Annotated in this window: 17 protein-coding genes; 12 read left to right on the plus strand and 5 right to left on the minus strand. The window is 68.6% G+C overall.

Features of this window, described 5'->3' with window-relative positions; translation table 11 throughout:
* The first annotated feature begins 8 nt into the window (after positions 1–8).
* The 10 genes from ctaD to ACODSY_RS10600 all read left to right on the plus strand — a co-directional run bounded on the left by ctaD (position 9) and on the right by ACODSY_RS10600 (position 9,223).
* The gene (gene ctaD / locus ACODSY_RS10555; protein WP_488951694.1) at positions 9–1,937 is read left to right on the plus strand and encodes a cytochrome c oxidase subunit I; all 1,929 of its coding nucleotides are present in this window, start codon (positions 9–11) and stop codon (positions 1,935–1,937) included.
* Complete coding sequence (locus ACODSY_RS10560; RefSeq protein ID WP_488951695.1) at positions 1,930–2,535, plus strand: cytochrome c oxidase subunit 3; 606 nt, start codon at positions 1,930–1,932, stop codon at positions 2,533–2,535. Before ctaD ends, ACODSY_RS10560 begins: the two co-directional genes overlap by 8 nt.
* A complete protein-coding gene (locus ACODSY_RS10565) occupies positions 2,535–2,966 on the plus strand; it encodes a hypothetical protein (RefSeq protein WP_488951696.1) in 432 nt (143 codons plus the stop codon). The genes ACODSY_RS10560 and ACODSY_RS10565 overlap by 1 nt, the downstream gene beginning before the upstream one ends.
* A gap of 554 nt (positions 2,967–3,520) precedes the next feature.
* Complete coding sequence (locus tag ACODSY_RS10570) at positions 3,521–4,204, plus strand: helix-turn-helix domain-containing protein (RefSeq protein ID WP_488951697.1); 684 nt, start codon at positions 3,521–3,523, stop codon at positions 4,202–4,204.
* Between the two features lie 9 nt (positions 4,205–4,213).
* On the plus strand, positions 4,214–5,266 hold the full coding sequence (locus tag ACODSY_RS10575) for an alpha/beta fold hydrolase (protein WP_488951699.1): 1,053 nt from the start codon (positions 4,214–4,216) through the stop codon (positions 5,264–5,266).
* A 343-nt stretch (positions 5,267–5,609) separates the two neighbouring features.
* Positions 5,610–6,056, plus strand: a complete 447-nt coding sequence (locus tag ACODSY_RS10580) for a carboxymuconolactone decarboxylase family protein (protein WP_488951701.1) — start codon at positions 5,610–5,612, stop codon at positions 6,054–6,056.
* A gap of 449 nt (positions 6,057–6,505) precedes the next feature.
* On the plus strand, positions 6,506–7,528 hold the full coding sequence (locus tag ACODSY_RS10585; RefSeq protein ID WP_488951702.1) for a sensor histidine kinase: 1,023 nt from the start codon (positions 6,506–6,508) through the stop codon (positions 7,526–7,528).
* Between the two features lie 145 nt (positions 7,529–7,673).
* Positions 7,674–7,934, plus strand: a complete 261-nt coding sequence (locus ACODSY_RS10590) for a hypothetical protein (protein WP_488951703.1) — start codon at positions 7,674–7,676, stop codon at positions 7,932–7,934.
* Between the two features lie 19 nt (positions 7,935–7,953).
* Positions 7,954–8,355: a response regulator gene (locus tag ACODSY_RS10595; RefSeq protein WP_488951704.1), complete on the plus strand. Its 402-nt coding sequence runs from the start codon at positions 7,954–7,956 to the stop codon at positions 8,353–8,355.
* A 667-nt stretch (positions 8,356–9,022) separates the two neighbouring features.
* Complete coding sequence (locus ACODSY_RS10600; RefSeq protein ID WP_488951705.1) at positions 9,023–9,223, plus strand: hypothetical protein; 201 nt, start codon at positions 9,023–9,025, stop codon at positions 9,221–9,223.
* Positions 9,224–9,696: 473 nt separating this feature from the next.
* Here the strand turns inward: ACODSY_RS10600 and ACODSY_RS10605 are convergent, their stop codons facing one another.
* Positions 9,697–9,870 carry a hypothetical protein gene (locus ACODSY_RS10605; RefSeq protein ID WP_488951706.1) on the minus strand — a complete coding sequence of 58 codons (174 nt, stop codon included), beginning with the start codon at positions 9,868–9,870 and terminating at the stop codon, positions 9,697–9,699.
* A gap of 661 nt (positions 9,871–10,531) precedes the next feature.
* On the opposite strand from ACODSY_RS10605, the gene ACODSY_RS10610 reads away from it, so the two are divergent.
* Positions 10,532–10,984: a hypothetical protein gene (locus tag ACODSY_RS10610; protein WP_488951707.1), complete on the plus strand. Its 453-nt coding sequence runs from the start codon at positions 10,532–10,534 to the stop codon at positions 10,982–10,984.
* A gap of 677 nt (positions 10,985–11,661) precedes the next feature.
* Positions 11,662–12,243 carry a DUF305 domain-containing protein gene (locus tag ACODSY_RS10615; RefSeq protein WP_488951708.1) on the plus strand — a complete coding sequence of 194 codons (582 nt, stop codon included), beginning with the start codon at positions 11,662–11,664 and terminating at the stop codon, positions 12,241–12,243.
* Positions 12,244–12,341: 98 nt separating this feature from the next.
* Here the strand turns inward: ACODSY_RS10615 and ACODSY_RS10620 are convergent, their stop codons facing one another.
* The 4 genes from ACODSY_RS10620 to ACODSY_RS10635 form a co-directional block, all read right to left on the minus strand.
* On the minus strand, positions 12,342–13,598 hold the full coding sequence (locus tag ACODSY_RS10620; protein ID WP_488951709.1) for a cation:proton antiporter: 1,257 nt from the start codon (positions 13,596–13,598) through the stop codon (positions 12,342–12,344).
* Positions 13,599–13,931: 333 nt separating this feature from the next.
* Entirely contained in the window at positions 13,932–14,909 is a 978-nt protein-coding gene (locus ACODSY_RS10625; RefSeq protein WP_488951710.1) for a mechanosensitive ion channel family protein, read from the minus strand.
* A gap of 247 nt (positions 14,910–15,156) precedes the next feature.
* On the minus strand, positions 15,157–15,837 hold the full coding sequence (locus ACODSY_RS10630) for a PEPxxWA-CTERM sorting domain-containing protein (RefSeq protein WP_488951711.1): 681 nt from the start codon (positions 15,835–15,837) through the stop codon (positions 15,157–15,159).
* Between the two features lie 239 nt (positions 15,838–16,076).
* Positions 16,077–17,909: a PAS domain-containing protein gene (locus ACODSY_RS10635; protein WP_488951712.1), complete on the minus strand. Its 1,833-nt coding sequence runs from the start codon at positions 17,907–17,909 to the stop codon at positions 16,077–16,079.
* Positions 17,910–18,857 lie beyond the last annotated feature (948 nt).

The following is an 18,857-nucleotide window of genomic DNA, read 5'->3' on the forward strand; positions in this document are numbered from 1 at the left end:
CGCTAGCCATGGCCGACGCGACAGTCTCAGCCCACTCCCCGCCCCTCGATCGCAAGTTGGCGGGTCTCTGGGAAACCCGGCCGGGCCTGGTCGGCTGGCTGTCGAGCGTCGATCACAAGGAGATCGGCAAGCGCTACCTGGTCACCGCCTTCGTCTTCCTGCTCATCGGCGGCGTCGAGGCGCTGGTGATGCGCGCGCAACTGGCCCGGCCGGACCAGACCCTGCTCACGCCCGCGCAATACAACCAGCTGTTCACCATGCACGGCGTGACGATGATCTTCCTCTACGCCCTGCCGATGCTGTCGGGCTTCTCGAACTTCCTGTGGCCCCTGCTCCTGGGCTCGCGCGACATGGCCTTCCCGCGCCTCAACGCCTTCTCCTACTGGGTCTATCTGGCGGCCGGCGTCTTCATCTATTCCACCTTCCTGGTCGGCCATGCCCCGAACGCGGGCTGGTTCAACTACGTCCCCCTGGCCGGGAAGGAGTACGACCCCGCCATCAACATCGACGTCTACGCCCTGGGCCTCATCTTCCTCGGCGTCTCGACGACGGTGGGGTCGATCAATTTCATCGTCTCCCTGATGCGGACGCGCGCCCCGGGCATGTCGATCAACCGCATGCCGATCCTGGTCTGGGGGACCTTGACGGCCTCGGTGGCCAACCTGTTCGCGATCCCGGCGCTCAGCGGCGCCTGCCTGCTGCTGTGGTTCGACCGACAGTTCGGCATGCACTTCTACGATCCGGTCGGGGGCGGCCAGCCGTTGCTCTGGCAGCACCTCTTCTGGGTGTTCGGCCATCCCTGGGTCTACGCCCTCGTGCTCCCGGCCATGGGGATCGTGTCCGACGCTCTGCCGACCTTCTGCCGCCGCCCGCTCGTCGGCTACACGGCCGTGGCCCTGGCCACGGTGGCCACCATGGTGGTGGGCTTCGGGGTGTGGGTGCACCACATGTTCGCAACCGGGCTGCCCGGCCTGGCGCTGTCGTTCTTCGGCGCCGCAAGCATGGTCATCGCCATTCCGAGCGCCGTCTCCGTCTTCGCGTGGATCGGCACCATCTGGACCGGGCGGCCGGTCTTCAGGACGCCCTTCTATTATTTCGCGGGCTTCATCCTGCTCTTCGTGATGGGCGGGGTCTCAGGCTTCATGACCGCGGCCGTGCCCTTGGACTGGCAATTGACCGACACCTATTTTGTCGTGGCCCACCTGCATTACGTCCTGCTGGGCATCAACGTCTTTCCGGTGATCGGCGGGCTCTATTACTGGTTCCCGAAATTCACCGGCCGGCTCGCGGATGAGCGACGGGGCAAGCTCGGCTTCTGGATCTCGTTCGTGGGATTCAACGTGGCGTTCCTGCCGATGCATCTGACGGGCCTGCGCGGCATGCCGCGGCGGATCTACACCTACCCCGCCCACATGGGCTGGGATCTCTCCAATCTTCTGATCTCGATCGGCGCGGTGATCCTTTCGGTCGGCATCCTGATCACAATCTACAATTTCTGGGTGAGCCTTCGGCGCGGCGCGCCCGCGGGGTCCAACCCGTGGGACGCGGCAACCCTGGAGTGGGCCGTCCCATCGCCGCCGCCGGCCTACAATTTCCGCCGCATTCCAATCATCGCCAGTCGCCACCCGCTCTGGGAAGACCGGCTTGGCCATGTGGAGGCCCGCTCCGTGATCGACAGCGAGATCGTCCTCGACCGGGGCCGCGAGACCCTCGCCACCAGCGTCCTCGACGCCGAGGCGGACAGCATCCTGCGGATGCCGGGGGACAGCCTGGCGCCCCTGCTGCTGTCATTGGCGCTTATGGTCCTCTTCTTCGGCCTGCTCTGGAGCGCCTGGTGGGTGGCCGGTGGCGCGGCCGCGCTGTGTGTCGCGGCCACCGCCTACTGGCTCGCGCCCCCCCGCGAGCCCAGCGTTCTCAAGGAGCTCGCCCGTGGCTGAGCTGCTCGTCCCCGAAGCGCCTCTCCCCGTCGCCCCGACCGGCCGCCTGGCGTCCGGCTGGTACGGGATGGTGTTCCTGATCGCCACCGAGGCGGCGCTCTTCGTCTACCTGCTGTTCAGCTACTTCTATCTGGCCTCCCAGACCCCCGGAGCCTGGCCGCCTTCCGGAGCGCCCGACCTCCTCATCGCCAGCCTCAACACGACGGTGCTTCTCGTCTCCAGCGCCGCGGCCTGGTGGGGGCAGAAGGGCATCGAGAACGGCTCTTCCGGGAGGCTCGTGGCCGGCCTGGTCGTCGCGCTCGGACTCGGCGTCCTGTTCGTCGGGGTGCAGGTCCATGAGTGGCTGGGCAAGACCTTCACGCCCGCGACCGACGCCTACGGCTCGCTGTTCTTCACCATCACCGGGCTCCACATCGCCCACGTCGTGGCCGGTCTTCTGATCCTGGCCTTTCTCGCCGCCTGGACGGCGCTGGGCCGGTTCTCGGCCGCCCGCCACGTCCACGTGACGGTCGGGGTCCTCTACTGGCACTTCGTCGACGCGGTGTGGCTGGTGGTGTTCGCGAGCCTGTTCCTCTCACCACGTCTGGGCTTCCGTTGATGACCCGCGGCGCTTCACCCGAGACCCACCCCTCCGCGGGCCGGGGCGACGTCCACCTGCCCGCCCTCCTTTACGGCCTCGTCGCAGCGCCTTCCGCCTGGCTGGTCGCCCAGATCTTCTGTTCCGCGCTCGCAAGCCGGGCTTGCCACCCGCATTACGAGCCGCTGGCCACACCGGCCTTCTCCGGAACCGCGGCCGCTCAAGCCATCGCCCTCCTGCTATCGGGCGCCATCTGCGCCAGCGGGGCCGCTGTCGCCTTCCGCGCCTGGGCCCGCACCCAGGGCGAGCATCGGGGCGGAAGCCAGACCCTGCTGGAGGTCGGCGAAGGTCGCTCGAGGTTCATGGCCTTGGCGGGGTTGCTCACCAGCGTCGGGTTCCTGGCGGCTGTCGCCTTCTCGATCCCGGCTGCGATCCTCGTGCCGCTTTGCTAGCACCGCCCCGCGCCGGCGGCCTCACGGCGGCGGGCGAGACAAGGGTTCCGATCGCGTGCCGGAGCCCTTCGCCCCCGCGTCCTGATCCGCCCAGCTTCACATCGCGGGCGAGCGATGTCTCAGCCGCGCGGCGCTCGCCAAGCACCAAGCCTCGATCGAACGCGGCGCCCAAGGTCTCGTCAAGGCTTGACAGTGAGATCCCCCTGCACCGTCGTCCCCTGGCCAAGCCGGGCCGGGACAGCCTGCGCAGTAACCGTTCGAAGCGGTTGTCGTCTTCAGCCTCGGGAAGCGACATCCGCGCCGCAAAGGGCGCGAGCTGTCGGTGCACGCAAATGACCCGGCCCGTTGTTGCAGCGCCGAGGTCCGTGTCCTGTTGGCGGCGAGGCGACATCCGGGGAGCATGCCGCCCCGGCGTTTGGTCCTCCTCCGCGCGATATGGCGCACCGGGCGTTGCGGGTTGGACGTGGCCATCGCCCGTGCCGACCGATGGCGACGCCGCGCGTACGGCCCTATGTCGACGTTCTGATCTCGTGACCACGCGGGGAGCGGCCTAGATGTCCATCCAAGTCCTGATTCCCCGACTGCCGCGGCACGCGCATTCGCAGGCCTATGCGGCGGTGGTGCTGCGCGGGTCTTATGAACAGGCAGGCGAAACGGGCCGTCACCGCCTTGGCGCGGGCGACGTCATCCTTCACCCGGTCTGGTCGCCGCACCGGCACCAGGTGGCAGGGCGGGTGGAGGTCCTCAACCTCCCCCTGCCATCGCTTTACGCCGGCGCCGCGGGGCCTGGATCCGTCGCCGGCGTGGACGAAATCATCCGCCAGGCCCGGGAGGATGGCGCCGGCGCGGCGCGCCAGCTCGTCGCCGCGTTCACCCCAGCAAATGGAGGTCTCGAGGATGCGCCGGACCGGCTCGCCGCGCGGCTGCGCGCGGAGCCGTCCCTTCGGATCGGTGATTGGGCCGACGAAGAAGGCATTGCCCGCGAGACGGCCTTCCGCTGGTTCCGGCAAGCCTATGGCGTCGGCCCTTCGCGGTATCGCGTGGAAGCCCGGGCGCGCTCGGCCTGGCGTCGCATCCTCGCGGCGCGTGAGCCGCTCGCGGAGGTCGCCGCCGCCTTGGGATTCGCCGACCAAGCGCACATGACGCGTGACGTGGCGGCGTTGACGGGCGTCACGCCGGCCCGCTGGCGCCTCCAAATGCAACATTCGTTCAAGACCGGATGCATCGGCGCCGCTTGAAAAGGCGGGATGACCGGGATCGCCACCTCACTTCGTCCGCCCAGCCGCAGGTCGTTGCTCGCCACGGGCCTGCTGCTCGCCGCCGGCGGCGCGGCCGCCAGTCCGAAGGCGGTCCGCCGCGAGCGATACGTCGACGTCGGCGATGCGCGGCTCTACACCCTCGTCCGCGGCGATGATCGGACGGCGCCCCTGCTGATCTGGCTCCACGGCGGGCCGGGTGGGGCCGAGCGGCCGCTGTTCCAGCTCTTCAACTCCGATCTCGAGCGGCGCTTCCTGGTTGTCTACCTCGACCAGAGGGGGACCGCGCGGTCCTTCGACCCGCAGGCCGATCCCCGGCGGCTCACTGTGGCGCAGCACGTCAACGACCTGGATACCGTCGTCGAGGGCCTGCGACGCGAGTTTGCGCGCCGGCGAGTGATCCTCATTGGCCACTCGTGGGGCTCAGCGCTGGCGCTGTTCTACGCCCGCGCCCATCCGGACAAGGTCGCCGCCGTGGTCGGCGTGGGCCAAGTCAGCAATGAACTGGCCCGGCAGCATTCCCAATACGAATTCGTTGAGTCCGAAGCACGGCGGCGTGGCGACCGCGAGGTGATCGAGCGGCTGACGACCATAGGCCCGCCGCCCTTCTCCGCCCCTCGGGAGATCGCGGTGCAGCGCCTCGTCGAGCGGTATGGTGGGTACTTCCGAGAGCCGCCCAACCTGATTGGCCTCCTGGCCCGCGGGATTCGGCGGGGCTACGTCCGACCGTGGGAGATCCGGCGGCTGTTCCGCGGCAACGCCGTGTCGCTGGAGGCGATGAGCGACGAACTGCTGACGCTGGATCTGCCGCGGGAGATCCCTGAGGTGAAGGTCCCGGTCATATTCATGCTCGGCCGCTACGACCGCCAGGCCGATTCCCGGCTCGCGGCCATCTACTTTGAGCAGCTGCGAGCGCCCGCCAAGCGGCTGATGTGGTTCGAGGACTCGGCGCACAACGTACCCTTTGAGGAGCCGGCGCGCTTCAATGCGGCCGTACCCAAATCGCTCACCGAGGTCGGCGCAATACCGCAGGCGTCGCCATGAGGGCCCAGCAAGGGCGATCCTAATGCCCTGTCGCCGTGCCTCTGCCGGCTCGCCACCCCGCAAGGTCCGCGACGGGTCATCGGGCGGATGTGGGGGTGGTCAGCGCGCTGCGCCTGCGAGGCTGGCGCTCAAGGCTTGGCCTGCTCGCTCAAGGGTTCAGCAAACCCGCCGGCGGGCGCGACGACGAGGCGGTATCAGGCGCCCTGGCGAACGTCTCCTCCCGGCGTCGACGCCAAAGTCTCCTTGTGGCGGACACGGCCTGTTCTGACGCGTCCGCCGATCTCCATGTCACAACCAGGACCCGGCGCACGTCTTCCGATCGAAGCCTATGTCAGGAGATCCTATGGCGCGCTTGAACTGGTCTGAGGTCGCTCCAGAAGGCGCGAAGGCGCTCTATGGCGTCCACCACTACGTGGTGGCGCGCACGAACCTCCCATCCGAGCTGATCCACCTCGTGTTCCTTCGGGTGTCACAGATCAACGGCTGCGCCCATTGCATCGATCTGCACAGCCGCGATCTGCGCAAGACCATGTCCGTCGACAAGATCGCGCTTTTGCCGGTCTGGCATGAGGTCGGGGAGCTCTTCTCCGAGTTGGAGCGGGCGGCGCTCGCCTGGGCCGAGGAAGTGACCCGCGTGAACGAAACGCAGGCCTCCGACGAATCCTATGCCGCAGCGTCAGCGGCCTTCGAACCGAAGGGCCTTGTGGACCTCACGATCGCGATTGCCGCGATGAATGCCTTCAACCGCCTGGGAGCACCCTTTCGGCTTCCGGTCGCCGCGACCGCCTGACCCTAGCCATGGCGCGTGCGGGAAGGGCCGCCGAGGGTGCCGCTGAGGCGCCTCTGTGCGCGGGTTCACGAGGGTGAGCGTCGCGTGCGTCTCGTTGGAGATCATCGCTTCGAAGCGGGCCAGGAACCCGTTGGTGTCCTCCTCGAAGATGTGGGGCAGCACCGCGCCCCGGAAGTGCCCCAGCTTGTCTTTCCCGCCCTGGGTGGCGGGAGTCCAAGGCGCCGACGCCACACCGGCCAGCGCGCGGTAGGCCGGCTGAACGGGCTCCTCGCGATGAGCGGCGCGCGCCGGCCCCGCGGTCCTTAAGACTGCATGCCCAATGGCGGCGCTCCCCACCAGCCTGTCAGGGCCGCACAGCGGCGATCTCTAGCGAATAACATTGTTCTATTATGCGGGAACGCTTTCCCACAGCCTTCGCTATGACGCGGTGTGGTGGAGGAGGGCTGGCGATGGAAGGAGCCGCGCAGGAACTTCCGGTCGAGCGGGCGGAGCGCCGATATCGGGCGCTGCTCGAACATATGTCCGAAGGCTTCGTCGTCGCCGAGGCGATCTTCGACGCGGCGGGCGCTGTTCGGGACTATTGGATCCGCGAGGCAAATCCGGTCTACCTGAAACGCGCCCCGCCCGAGATCGCCGCGGTCGGGCGTCGCCAGCGGGAGCTGCGCCCCGGCACGCCGGCCTACTGGTTCGAGGCCTGTGGCGCCGCCCTGGCCGGGCAGGCGGTGAGGTTCGAGTTCCGCGACCCGATCAACGAGCATTGGTACGAAGTCCATATGATGCGGCTTTCGGACACCGAGTTCGGCCAGCTGTTCGTGGACGTGACCCATCGCAAGCACGCCGAGCAGCGCCAGGCGGACTTGTTCGGGGAGCTGAACCATCGCGTGAAGAACAACCTCTCCGTGGTGTCGGCCATCCTGGCTCTGCAGGCTCGCACGTCCAGCCAGGAAGTGCGCGAGGCCCTCGAGGGCGCCAGAGACCGCGTCGCCGCCATCGCCGACCTCCACACGGCGCTTTGCCGGCAGGAGAGCGCCCACGATGTGGAGCTCTGCAGCTACATCGCCGATCTGGTCGAGCGCCTCGGCATGGCGCTCGGGGCGGACGGCGGCCTGCAGATCACGTCCCGCTGCGACAAGGTCAGCCTTCCCGTCGCGGACGCGGTCAGCGTGGGGCTCATCGTCAACGAGCTCGTCACCAACGCGGCGAAACACGCGTTCGGCCCAGGCCGGCAGGGGCGGATCGAGATCGAACTCCGCCGGCGGAACGGGGGCATCGCCTTGACGGTCAGCGACGACGGCTGCGGTTTGGCGACCGGCGCCCTGTCGAAACGCGGCGGACTGGGGAGCCGGATTGTCCAGTCCCTGGCCGACGACCTGGGCGGCGAGGTCCGGCGCCTGTCAGGGCCGGGGACCGCCATCCGGATCGAATTTCCGGCGCCGGTCCAGGCCCGCGACCCTGTCGCGCTAGACCTTTGAACGGGAGGCCGTCAAACCGTGCGGAATAAGTCGCGCGCGCTTAGGTCTTTGCTGAAGGGGTCAAGCACCAGCCGCTCCCGACGGGTCGGCGGCGATCTTATCTCAGGTTATTTGCGGCGGCGCCGCCGCCGGGTACGAGCCTAGGATGACGCGATCCGACGCCCTGACGATGGCGGCGGACCTCGTGGCGCAGGTCCGTGTCGCTCCGAACCCCATCCGTATCGCGCGATCTGCAGCGCTGCCCTTGCAGCTCCGCGCCGTGTTCTCGGAGACCGAGGTGCGCGAGGTGATGTCGTTCCTCTATCTCATGAAGCGGCGAACGGACCCGGCGGACGGAGAGTTCGTGGCCAACGCGCTCCAAGATCTGCTGGTGAGGCTGGGCCACACCGATACGGCCCCCCGCTAGGCAAGAGAGGAGCGCCCGAATGCCCGGTCTTTCGAGACTGAACGTGCTCGTGGTGGACGATAACCGTCACGTACGCATCCTGGTGAAGGAGATCCTCGCGGCCGCGGACGCGACGGTGGAGGAGGCCGAGGGCGGCGCGGCCGCTCTGCGCGCCTGTCTGGCGAACCCGCCGGATCTCGTCATCGTCGATTACGAGATGCCGGGCATGTCCGGCGCGGACTTCACGCGCGCGCTGCGCGCGAAACCGGAAGGCGCAGCTGTCGCGGTCCTGCTGATGACCGGGCATGGCGACCAGCGCCGCGTGCTGGAGGCCAGCCGCGCGGGGGTCGATGGCGTTGTCGCAAAGCCGCTCGCGCCCCAGGCCTTGTTCACCCGCATCGAGGCGGCGCTGCGGAAACGAGCCGAAGCCGTCCGCCCCTGAACGGACGTCCCAGGACGGGCCATTGCCCCGGATCGACTTCGCCGGGCCGCAGGGTCGCAAGCTCAGGCTGCGGATTGGCCGAGGCCCGTCACCGCAGCCTCTGCCGCCGCCTCCAGGGCTGTTTCGATCGCCGCGATCAACACCGACCCGATCGACGCAAAGCGCGGGGGGCGCGCTGCGCCCGTCGAGGCGGGGCTCGACGGATACGCCCAGGGACCGCAGGGGACATCAGAGTGAGGCAGGCCGCCGAGATCACCCAGGCGCACCGATGATCGCGACTCATGGATCTTGTTGCCTGGCCATCGCGACCGGACCGCACCCGGCGGGGTTTGATCATCATGCGCAGCGATGCCCGAACCGAGCCCCCCGTCCCCCACCCGCTGCATCGCCGCCGAGCGAAGGGCTGGCTGCGACGAGCAGGCCCGTCGCGAGAGCGACGTCAAAGATCGAAAGCCGCCGCGTCACATTGGCCTGTCGTTCGTGAGGTGCGTTGAACCGTCGCCACGGCGAGCGGGCGGTTCCTCTCGTGGGGCGGCGGCGGTCCTCCGGAACCGCGGTGGGAACGGATGGCCTTCGTGGGGGTTGGCCAGATCCCCGGACCCTTCAACCCCGGCCGGGGTGGCGGCCGCAGCGAACGTCCGGCGCCCCGCAACGATGGAGGACCGCAATGGTCGAACGCGAAGTCAAGCCGCTCACCGAGGGCAATGCCCGCCCGCCGAGGGGCAACCTCACCTGGATCGCCCTCGGCGCCATCCTTCTTTTCGTCGTTGCGCTGGTCGCGGTCTTCGTGCGGCCCGTGCTCGCGAGACACGACGGCCCTGCACAGGCGCCCCCCGGCGCCGAACAGCCTGCCCTCCCGGCGACCTAGCAGGGTTGCCCCGCCGGCGGCCGCTGGCGCGGCCGGTTTCTCCAAGGCACCCCCACGCCGAGCGGCCAGAACAGCGTTGGCATCGGGCAGGGCGGAGCGGCCTTGCCGCGAGGGTGATGGCAAGGAAGTACGCCGGCGTGGAGATCTCGCAGGCTGGATCGGCCCCGCGGGAGCCGATCCGGCCTGCCGCCACCGGCGTTCCTCGGCTCGGACGCCGGGCGACGGCCGGCGGCGCGGCCCATGCGTAGACCATTCTTGATAGGTCATCCCGCCGTGCTTCGGTCGTGGCGACTCACCGCGAGATCCGACGGCGCCGAGGTCGGGCCGAGGTCGGCGCGCGCTCTCAGAATCACGACGGGCTCTCGAGCGTTCGGTATGCAGCGACGAGCACGTTGCCACGAAGGCGCGCGGCTGGCGGACCGCGGCGCTGCAGCAAGGCTTGCACCGCGTCAAGCGTCCACCGGCCCCTCCGTTCAGCTCTGGCCCGAACCCTGTCCACTCGCCTGTTCTCCAAGCTCGGCGATCTGCTTGTCCGGCTCCACCTTGGTCTCGTCAATCTGCGGGCTGACGTGGCCGGCGGGTTCGCGATCCTGGTTCTGCGGGGCGGAAGCAGTGTTCTGCTGGGACGTCTCGGGGGTGCGGTTCATGGTGTCCTCCTCGGGAATTGACTCGGCCTAACGCCCCAGGCGGGCCCCGGTTCGGTCGCACGTGGGCGCACCGAAGCTGGATTCGCGGCGCCATCGCCGGGGGAGTTACCGCCTACGGGTCTCGAACGGCGGCGACCACGAGGAAAGCCGACCAGCGAGACCTGCAACGCGCCGATGCGGGGCGAACTTCCTCCAATCACCGGCGCGGAAGTCCGTTCCTTCATATCGCAGCACGATATTTTGAGCCCGACAAGGCTTCGGGACATGGCAGAAATGTCGCGAGCGGTCTTTTGCATGCATCCCAGGCCGCTCGCCGCTTCGGGCTTCGGGCTTCGCCCGGAGCGGCTCGGGGCGCTGTCGAAGGCCGGTGTCGAGGGGGCGTCGATACCCCAGTCGCCGCGCGCCGCTGAACACGACAGCGGACCAAACGGATCGCAGGCATGGCCGCCGCCGCCTGACGCTCCCAGGACAAGGCAGCTTTGCTGCACGCCACGTCCATCCCGAGTGTCGACGCCGCGTGAAACCCATCGCACCGCGAGGCATTGCCGGTGCGATGCGCTCGCGACGTCCGAAAAGCAGACGGTAGGTGCGGATGAGAAATTCAAGCCTTGTGGGACGGCCGTCGCCAGCGTCCGGCGGTTTCCTGGTCCTTCCCGCCGCCTTGGCCCTTTTGCTGGCCGGATGCGCCTCGACGCCCGCCACGGAACCGGTCGGCGCGGCGCTCACCCAGCCCCTTGAAGACCTGAACCTGGTTGGCGACGATCCTCAGGCGATCCTGCTCAGAGCCGAACAGGCCCCTTACCGTCGGCCGGCAGGTTGCGGCCTCGCCCGACAGGAGATCGCGCGGCTCGACCGCACCCTGGGTCCCGACCTCGCGGACGCGCAAGGCGGGGCGGGCGCCGTCGCCGGAGCCGCCGTGCGCGCCGTGGCCCGCCTGCCCTTCCGCGGCCTCATCCGTCAGATCACCGGCGCGGAGAAGCGGGCGCAAGCGCGCCGGACCGCCGTGATGGCCGGCGTTCTGCGGCGCGGATTTCTAAAGGGTTGGCTGGTCAACGCCCCGTGCGCCGCCACCATTGGGACCGCTGCCGGCGCGCCGATGGCTTCGCCCCGCTAGCCCCTACGTCGCCGTCATTCGCAGTCGCCGGCCGATGCGCCGCGGCGATCTCGCCGTCGCCGCGGGGCGGGTAGAGCCGCCGCCAAGGCGCCTGCACGGTTCGTCCGGAGCCTCGACTATGGACATTACATCGTGTCGCGATGTAAATCTCATCGCGAACACGAGCGGGGATGTGACGACCGCGACGGCTCCGCTCGTTTGCGAGCTAGCCCGCGGGCGCCATGATTTCAGCGCGCTCACCGAGGCTTCGCACCGGCCGGACGGTCCCTCCAAGGTCGCATCCGGCTGCCGTCGATCCGCGACCCTCGCGGTCGCGGATCGCGGGGCGGCCTCCCAGCCCCCCGGGAGGCCGCCATCCCTTTTCGCGGAAAGCGGGATAGATTCGCGGTCTCGCGCCTGCAGCGACAAGCCGGCGAGTTTGAGGACCATGGGACGGCGACGCGCATCGGTCTCACGAGGAGCCCGTCCAGGGCCGCGCGGCGTCGGCGGTCGAACAGGCGCCCGCGCATCGGTCGCACGGAGCCTTGGGCAGGATTGGGGCTCCGGGATACATAGCGGTAAGAGCTCCGCCGCTCTGAGCCGCGACGCCACGGCCTATGGGCCGATGGGGGTCTGTCGTGGCGGCCGAACCTCCGCGGCGAGCCCGCGTTTCCCGTGGGAAACATGGAGGACAGCGGATGCAGGACGACCCGAAGACTGGCATGGGCTGGGGGCGTTTTGCGGCGATGATCGGCGTCTCGACGGTGCTGATGTTCCCGCTGATGTACCAGCTGGTCTATAGCCCAGACCACGCGCTCTTCAGCCTCACGCGCCTGGTGTCATCCCTGGTGATGGCCTGCGTCATGACGGCTGTCATGCTTGCGTTCATGTGGCGGATGTACCGGCCAACCGCGGCCAAGCTCGCGGTCCTGGGCGGCGCCATCGTCGCCGGCGTCGCTCTGCTGGGCGTCAACCGCAGTCAAGCGCTGATCGATGACGTCGACTTCATGAAGGCGATGATCCCTCACCACTCCATTGCCATCAACAACGCCCGCAAGGCCGACCTGCGCGACCCCCGCGTCCGCTATCTTGCGGACCGCATCACCCGGGACCAGGTCAAGGAGATCGCCGAGATGAAGGCGCTGATCGCCGACATCGAACAGCACGGACGACGCGCCAACGCCCCCCTGCCCGCCGGACCCGCGGCCCTGAGCGCCAGCGGCGCGCAGGAGGTGACGGATCTGACCCGCGGAACGCTGCTCGAGAGCAAGCCCCTCTGACCTCCGGCCGGCCGCACGCATTGCCGACCTGACCCAGGCCAGCGCCTCGCCGCGTCCGCGGGCGGTCGTGGGAATCTGCGCCGACCGGGTTGATCAGGTCATGCGCCTGCCCCGTCTGCGGGCCGTTTCGCCAGACGAGCGGCCAGCGGGCCGAACGTGAGCCCCTGCAGCAGGACGGAGACCAGCACGACCGCGAAGGTGGTTGAAAGGATCAGCCCCCGTGGTGGCCCCTCGGGCAGGCTGAGCGCCAGGGCCAGGGATAGGGCGCCGTGGAGTCCGCCCCAACCGAGGAGCAGGCTGGCGCCGCGAACCTGTTCGCGACGGCGGAAGTAGGCGCCCCAGGGAAGGACCACCAGGAAGCGGGCGGCCAGGACAAGTCCGATCGCAGAGAGCCACATCCCTGCCCAGCGCAGCTCGAGGGGAATGACCAGCAGTTCGAGCCCGAGCAGGAGGAAGAGCAGCGCATTCAGGATCTCATCGACCAGCGTCCAGAACCCGCGCACGTAGCGCTGGGTGACATCGCTCATGGCGGTCTTGAATCCCCGGTCTCCCACGACGAGGCCCGCCGCGACGACCGCGATGGGCCCGCTAAGATGAAGCGCGCCCGCAAGGGCATAGGCGCCGACCGCCAAGGCGAGGCTAAGCCCGACCTCCACCGCGTAATCATCGATCGCCCGCATGGCCGAGACGACGATCCAACCGGCCGCGGCGCCGAGGAGCAGCCCGCCGAGCGCTTCGACGCCAACAGAACCGAGCGCGGCCAGGGGGTGAGGCTCGCCCCCCGCCGCCACCGCCACGGCCGCGGTGAACAAGACGATGCCCACGCCATCGTTGAAGAGCGCTTCGCCCTGGAGCACGGCTTCCACGGACTTGGAGAGCCCGCCCTGCTTGACCGCGGCCAGGACCGCGATCGGATCGGTCGGGCTGATGAGCGTGCCGAACACCAAGGCCCACGGCAGCGACAACGGCAGGCCCAGCGCCTTTGCCGTCAGCCAGAGTCCGCCGCCGACGAGGGCCGTGGAGACGAGCACCCCGACGGTCGCAAGGCTGAAGACCGCTCCCATGCGTCTGCGGAGCTCCGCCAGATCAACCTGCATCGCGCCGGCGAACAGGAGCAGGCCCAGCATGTCGCGCAGGACGGTCTGCGGAAAATTAAGGCCGCCGATCTTCCCAATGAGATGGGTGGCGAAGTTGGGCGCTTGGAAAGCGGCCGCGGTCGCGAGGAGCGTTCCGCCGCAGACCAGCCCTGCCAGCACCATGATGGTGGCGGTCGGCAGGTGCATGTACCGCGCGTTGATCCAGCCGGCGACGCCGACAACGGCCAGGAAGGCGGCGACAAGGTCGAGCGCGGTCATTTCAGCCCCGGTCGGTCGTGGGGGTGCAAGGTATCGTCACCCCGGCCAAGGGAAGCAACCCGCACGTCCGGAGGTTGCCGCCTCGTCGTCCATCCCGTCCGAAACGATCCCGCGACCCGTCGATGGAATCAGCTGTTCCGCCCACAGCCGGCGCGGCGCGAGGAAGTTACGGGTTCCTCCCCTACATCATGGCGGCCGGCGCGATCGGCCTCGCTGCCGGCATGTCTTCCTCGACACCCATCCGGGCTCAGCATGAATGGACCGACGGTCCTGCCTATGCTGCGGGGCCGGAGGTTGCGCGGCAGGTCTTGTCCGCCATCGGCGGTGGGAGGATCACCCCAACCCGTCACGCGCGACGATCCGAACAGGGGGCAGCCCGACGACGTCAAACGTGGCGGAGGCGATCTGAAGGCCCGCCGCGTCGTAGGCGGCCAATATCTCACGGGTCATGGTGTCTTTCAGTTCGCGAACGCCGTGGGTCCGGGCCACGAAGCGTACGGCCAGTTCGACCCAGTTGTCGGTCATCCTCAAGTAGACCCGTGGCTCAAAGCTTGGCTCCGACATGAAATACCGGCGCTGCAGCTCGCGAGCTTCCTCCTGGCCCATCCTGACGAATTCGCCGGTGTGGCGGCGCGCCACGTCAAGCAGGATGGCCTCGGCGCGCGCGCGATCGGCGCCGTAGCCGATCGGCGTCGACAGTTCCTCGAACAGGAAGCCGAATTCGCGGGTGTAGTTATAGACCGGCTCGTCGAAAATCTTCGCATTGGTGATGCTCACCATGCGGCCGGTGTACTGCCTGGCCTTCACCCAGACGGCGGGGTCGGCGCCTTGCACCGCCGGAGGCTGGCCCATCTCCATGATCGTGGTCTGCATGAAGTCCAGGGCCACCACGTCGCCGCGCACGCCTCCCATGACGATGCGGTCGCCGACGTTGAACGTCTTGCCGCGTAGGATCACGAAGTAGCCGGCGAAGGCGGTGATGACGCGCTGCAGCGCGAAGGCGACGCCCGCGGTCACCAACCCCAGCGCCGTCGCCAGGCGCGTCGGATCATCAAACCAGATCGATACGACGCCGATGATCATGGCGAGGGCGCTGGCGATTTTCACCACCTGCCGCGCCCAGAACTTGAACCGCGGATAACGGTCCCCGCGCGTCACCGCTCCGACCGCCGAGCCGATGAGCCGTCCCGTAAGCCAGGCGACCAGGATGAAGGCCATCGTGAGAAGCAGCTTGCGGCCGTTCTCGGGCGTCACCCCGATCAGTGTCACCCCCACAAGCTGCAACGCGTCGTTGGGGCCCGTGAAGCCCATGAACCTCGCTCACTGTCGCGAAGACCAGAACCGCCAGTCTCAGCACCTGTTCCCGTTTGGGCGGCGCCGGGGTCGCTCTCCCCGGGGCCGCGACGGCCTTGCCGGTGAGAGGCTCGCGCTTTCTGGAACGACCGGCCGTGCATCGGGTCCGAGCGCGGGCCGCTCCAGCCCGCGCCGGCACGAAACTATAGGACCCGCGCTCCGCGCAGCGCCCGCGTCGACGCCGCTGCGCCGCCTGCGCAGATCCTCACGCCACCGCGACCCGGCGACGACGCATCACCGCGCCGACCGCGCCGAAGCCGGCGATCAACATTGCCCAGGTGGCGGGCTCCGGAACCGCCGCGTTCGGAATGGCGCGCACCTCGAAGGCGATGTTGTCCATGCCCACGTCGTAGCCGTTGGGGCCCCACCGAAGCCGGATGCCATCCCCGAAGAAGTCGCTGGCGACCTCGACGTGGTTGTGCGCGCCGGGATTGGTGCTGAGCCGGCCGGACAGGATGTCGCTCCCCCCCAAGCTGCTGATGGCGACCGGCGAACTGTCGAACCTCTGCAGGTAGGCGCCGAAGTCGAACGAGATCAGAGCGATCTCGTACCCTGGCGCGGCCTTCAGCGTGATCTCCGAGAAGGTGGTGCTGCTGCCGCCCCAGACCACACCCTCGAGGTCGCCGAACCCAGGCCCCCACCATTTCAGAACCGGATCGACGACACCGGTCCGGGTATCCACCGCACGATAGCTGACATCGACCCCCTCGGCGTCCCCGTATCCGGCCGAAATCTCCGCCCCGCTCGAGCATGCCTTGCTGGCGGTCTTGCAGATGGCGCCGCTGAAATCGAGCACATGGATCGCGGCGGACGCCGGCTGGGCCGCAGCATTCGCGGCCATGAAAATCGCCGCCATGATCGCGGCGCGCCGGTATGATTGAAGCATCGTCAACTCCCACTCGTTGTGGGCCGACGACCACCTGACACGCGCCACGGCTCAAGCGATGGCCGACGAGCGACGCGATCCGTCGACGAGCGCCTCACGCCTTCGCCCGTGAGGGGAAATCCCGTCACCGCTTGCGCCAGACCGGCGAGCCACCCGCAAAGCGGCGGGTCCGACCGTGAGACCGGCAGTCGAGGGAGCGGACATGGCGCGAAAGGGCCGCAACCGGAATTGGGGCGGGGTCAGAATCCAGGCGCTTGCCCAGCATCCCCAGGCCGCTCACCTGCGCTGTGACGGACGCGGACTTCCATTCCCGGCTGGGGCAGGAAGAGCTCGCACGTCACGCCTTCCGGCCGCCAGTCGATCTGCACCTTGCCTGCGGTCGGCCCGTCCAGCGCGCGCTCGATCACGCGCGAGCCGAACCCCCGTCGGGTCGGCTTCGACACCGGAGGCCCTCCCGATTCCATCCACCGGATCCGCGCACCCCCGGGCTCCACGGCCCAGGACAGCGTCACCCGTCCATCTTCGCAGGACAGCGCCCCGTATTTTGCGGCGTTCGTCGCGAGTTCGTGCAGCACCATGGCAACAGCCTGGGCGTTCGGTGGCGACAGCAGGAGGTCTGGACCGTCGAGCCAGACCCGCGGGGCGGCCTCGCCGAGGGTGAAGGGCGCGAGCTCGTCGTTGGCTAGGCGTCGAAGTTCCGCACCTGCCCAACGGGAATCGGCGAGCAGTTGGTGTGTCCGGGCCAGGGCATGAACCCGCCCGCGGAGGACCTCGCGCAGTTCCCCCTCCCCGGCGCCGCGGCTGAGCGCAATGATGCTCTCGACCACGGTCATCAGGTTGTTGGCGCGATGGTCCACCTCGCGCGCGAGAAACCGCAAGCGGTCTTCGGCATGCTTCTTCTCGGTGACATCCATCGCGATTCCGAGGACGCCAGCGGGCTCGCCGGCGTCATCGGTCAGAGCTTCAGCTCGCGTGTTGAACCAGCGGATCTCCCCGTCGGCGCGGCGATAGCGGTATTCGACCTCGAAATGGCGTTCGCCGCGCTCCCTGGCCGCCGCGGCCTCGGCAGCGATCCGCTCGAGCTCGCCGGGAAGGTAGTTGGGTGCGAGTTCCTCCATCGTCGGACGGGCGTCAGGCGGCAGCCCGATCAGCCGGTTCAGATGCGGACTCGCCCCGATCACGCCTTCCGTCGTGATGCGCCAAGCCGCCATGCGGCCGGCGCGCAACGCCATCTGCAACTGCTGCTCGGACTCGAGCACCGCGTCGTTGGCAATCTTCCGGTCCGTGACGTCGATGAGCGTACCGACATAGCGGGTCGCCTCGCAGCGTCCGTCAGGCCCCTCCTCGAAAATGGCCTCGCCGACGGCGCTGACCCACCGGAGCTCTCCGGTGGGCCGAACGATCCGATATTCGTACGGCGTACCGTCACGTACGTCAGGATCGAGCGCCCGCGCGGCTTGGGCGGAGGTCCTCGGCAAGTCCTCCGGGTGGGTGACCGCAGCGACCATCTCGTAGGTGACGATCCCATCCGGATCGAAGCCACAGATCGCTCGGGCCTGCGGCGAATATATCATCTCGTTGGTGGCGAGCCGCCATTCCCAGACTCCCACACCGGCGGCCTGTGTCGCCAACCGCAGCCTCGCCTCGTTCTCGCGAAGGTCTGCCTCGGCCTGGCGAATGCGCGTCTCGGCCTCGGCCTGGGCGCTCACATCGGTGTTCGTGCCGAACCAGCGCGAAATGCGTCCATCGCCATCGCGGATCGGAACTACCCGCGCAAGGAACGGGCGGAAGCCGCCATCGCGTCCCTTAAGCGGGAAAACCATTTCATCCGGACGACCGGCGGCGAGGGCCGCCGCCCACCGGCGGCGGACTTCTGGCAGCATGGCAGGGTCGTGAATGACCGCAAGCCCCTCCTGACTCAAGGTCTGGGCGTCCTTCCCGACGTAGGCCATCCAAGCCTCGTTCACCCAGGTGATGGTCCCGGCAGCATCTGAAATCCAGCATGGAATGGGGAGGTGTTGCGCCACCTGCCGAAATGGCAGGTCGTCGTCCGGCCGCCCAACGAAATCCATCCGCTGCTCCCCCCGGCGAACTGAGCCGTGCTCAACGCAACGTCTACAGCCAAGGTCCGTTGCATCGGTGGTCCTCGGCTAAAGCAGCGGTCGGCATCTGGGTCGCTCGGACGCTGCCACTTCGGTTGAGCGGCTGGGTCTGGTGCATGTTTGACAACACCGCCTCTGGCGCGGCCGCCGCCGACGCCTCGGCCCTTCGACGCCTCCTCCGCGCGCCGCGGGGCCGATCCGGCGTGCTACCTAGAGCGCCTCCTTGCCGCAGGGCCGCCGTGGCCCACGGGGCTGGCGCCGCAAGCGCTGGCGTTTCATCCGCGTGACCTCAGCGCCGTCCTACAGCGCAATGAACTGGAATGAGGTTGGCGGACGGTGGCGGACATCTGGGCGTTCTCCCCGCCTGGGCCTGCTTCCGTCTCGTTTGGGACGATTGCCCGCTCCGCACGCATTCGGGCCCCAATGATCTGTGCCGTCCGTGACGTGCACGCCTGCGTGGGCTGCTGTGCTCGATCGAACCTTCCCGGCGCCATGGTCCCGCGGGGAGGCGCACGAGCCGGATGTTTTTTTGGATGATCAGGTCGCGCGACCATCGCGCCGCGCTCGCCGGATCGGTCCCGCGACAAGGGTTGGCGAGGTTTCGCCTCCCTCTGGGCAGGGTTCGGAACCTCAGTCGTTCGCTGCCTCTCACCAGGCGCGGGCAAGCTACGAGCCAGCAGGAGGACAGGGCCATCGGCGTCAGAAGCAGACGTGCGTCACCCTCCACAGGTCTTCGGTCAGCGCGGCGTCAGGTGGTGACGCTCGCTGAGCGATGGAAGCGGCCTTCGCGGCGGCCTCGCGCGGCTCTCGTCGCGCCGCCGTGCGATCGATGCGGCTCGAGGGGAACAGGTCACGGGCCTCGCGGCTTCCATCGCGAAAGCAGGAGGCAATCCCATGAACCATCTTTCCGCCCGGACC

The sequence above is a fragment of the Phenylobacterium sp. FG114 genome, from assembly GCF_057809855.1.

Bases quoted from the DNA above. Each gene is read 5' to 3' on its own strand.
- ACODSY_RS10615 (WP_488951708.1), top strand. From the start codon at position 11,662: ATGCAGGACGACCCGAAGACTGGCATGGGCTGGGGGCGTTTTGCGGCG.
- ctaD (WP_488951694.1), top strand. From the start codon at position 9: ATGGCCGACGCGACAGTCTCAGCCCACTCCCCGCCCCTCGATCGCAAG.
- ACODSY_RS10595 (WP_488951704.1), top strand. From the start codon at position 7,954: ATGCCCGGTCTTTCGAGACTGAACGTGCTCGTGGTGGACGATAACCGT.
- ACODSY_RS10580 (WP_488951701.1), top strand. From the start codon at position 5,610: ATGGCGCGCTTGAACTGGTCTGAGGTCGCTCCAGAAGGCGCGAAGGCG.
- ACODSY_RS10585 (WP_488951702.1), top strand. From the start codon at position 6,506: ATGGAAGGAGCCGCGCAGGAACTTCCGGTCGAGCGGGCGGAGCGCCGA.
- ACODSY_RS10600 (WP_488951705.1), top strand. From the start codon at position 9,023: ATGGTCGAACGCGAAGTCAAGCCGCTCACCGAGGGCAATGCCCGCCCG.
- ACODSY_RS10620 (WP_488951709.1), bottom strand. From the start codon at position 13,598: ATGACCGCGCTCGACCTTGTCGCCGCCTTCCTGGCCGTTGTCGGCGTC.
- ACODSY_RS10575 (WP_488951699.1), top strand. From the start codon at position 4,214: ATGACCGGGATCGCCACCTCACTTCGTCCGCCCAGCCGCAGGTCGTTG.
- ACODSY_RS10635 (WP_488951712.1), bottom strand. From the start codon at position 17,909: ATGGATTTCGTTGGGCGGCCGGACGACGACCTGCCATTTCGGCAGGTG.
- ACODSY_RS10565 (WP_488951696.1), top strand. From the start codon at position 2,535: ATGACCCGCGGCGCTTCACCCGAGACCCACCCCTCCGCGGGCCGGGGC.
- ACODSY_RS10630 (WP_488951711.1), bottom strand. From the start codon at position 15,837: ATGCTTCAATCATACCGGCGCGCCGCGATCATGGCGGCGATTTTCATG.
- ACODSY_RS10570 (WP_488951697.1), top strand. From the start codon at position 3,521: ATGTCCATCCAAGTCCTGATTCCCCGACTGCCGCGGCACGCGCATTCG.
- ACODSY_RS10605 (WP_488951706.1), bottom strand. From the start codon at position 9,870: ATGAACCGCACCCCCGAGACGTCCCAGCAGAACACTGCTTCCGCCCCG.
- ACODSY_RS10625 (WP_488951710.1), bottom strand. From the start codon at position 14,909: ATGGGCTTCACGGGCCCCAACGACGCGTTGCAGCTTGTGGGGGTGACA.
- ACODSY_RS10590 (WP_488951703.1), top strand. From the start codon at position 7,674: ATGACGCGATCCGACGCCCTGACGATGGCGGCGGACCTCGTGGCGCAG.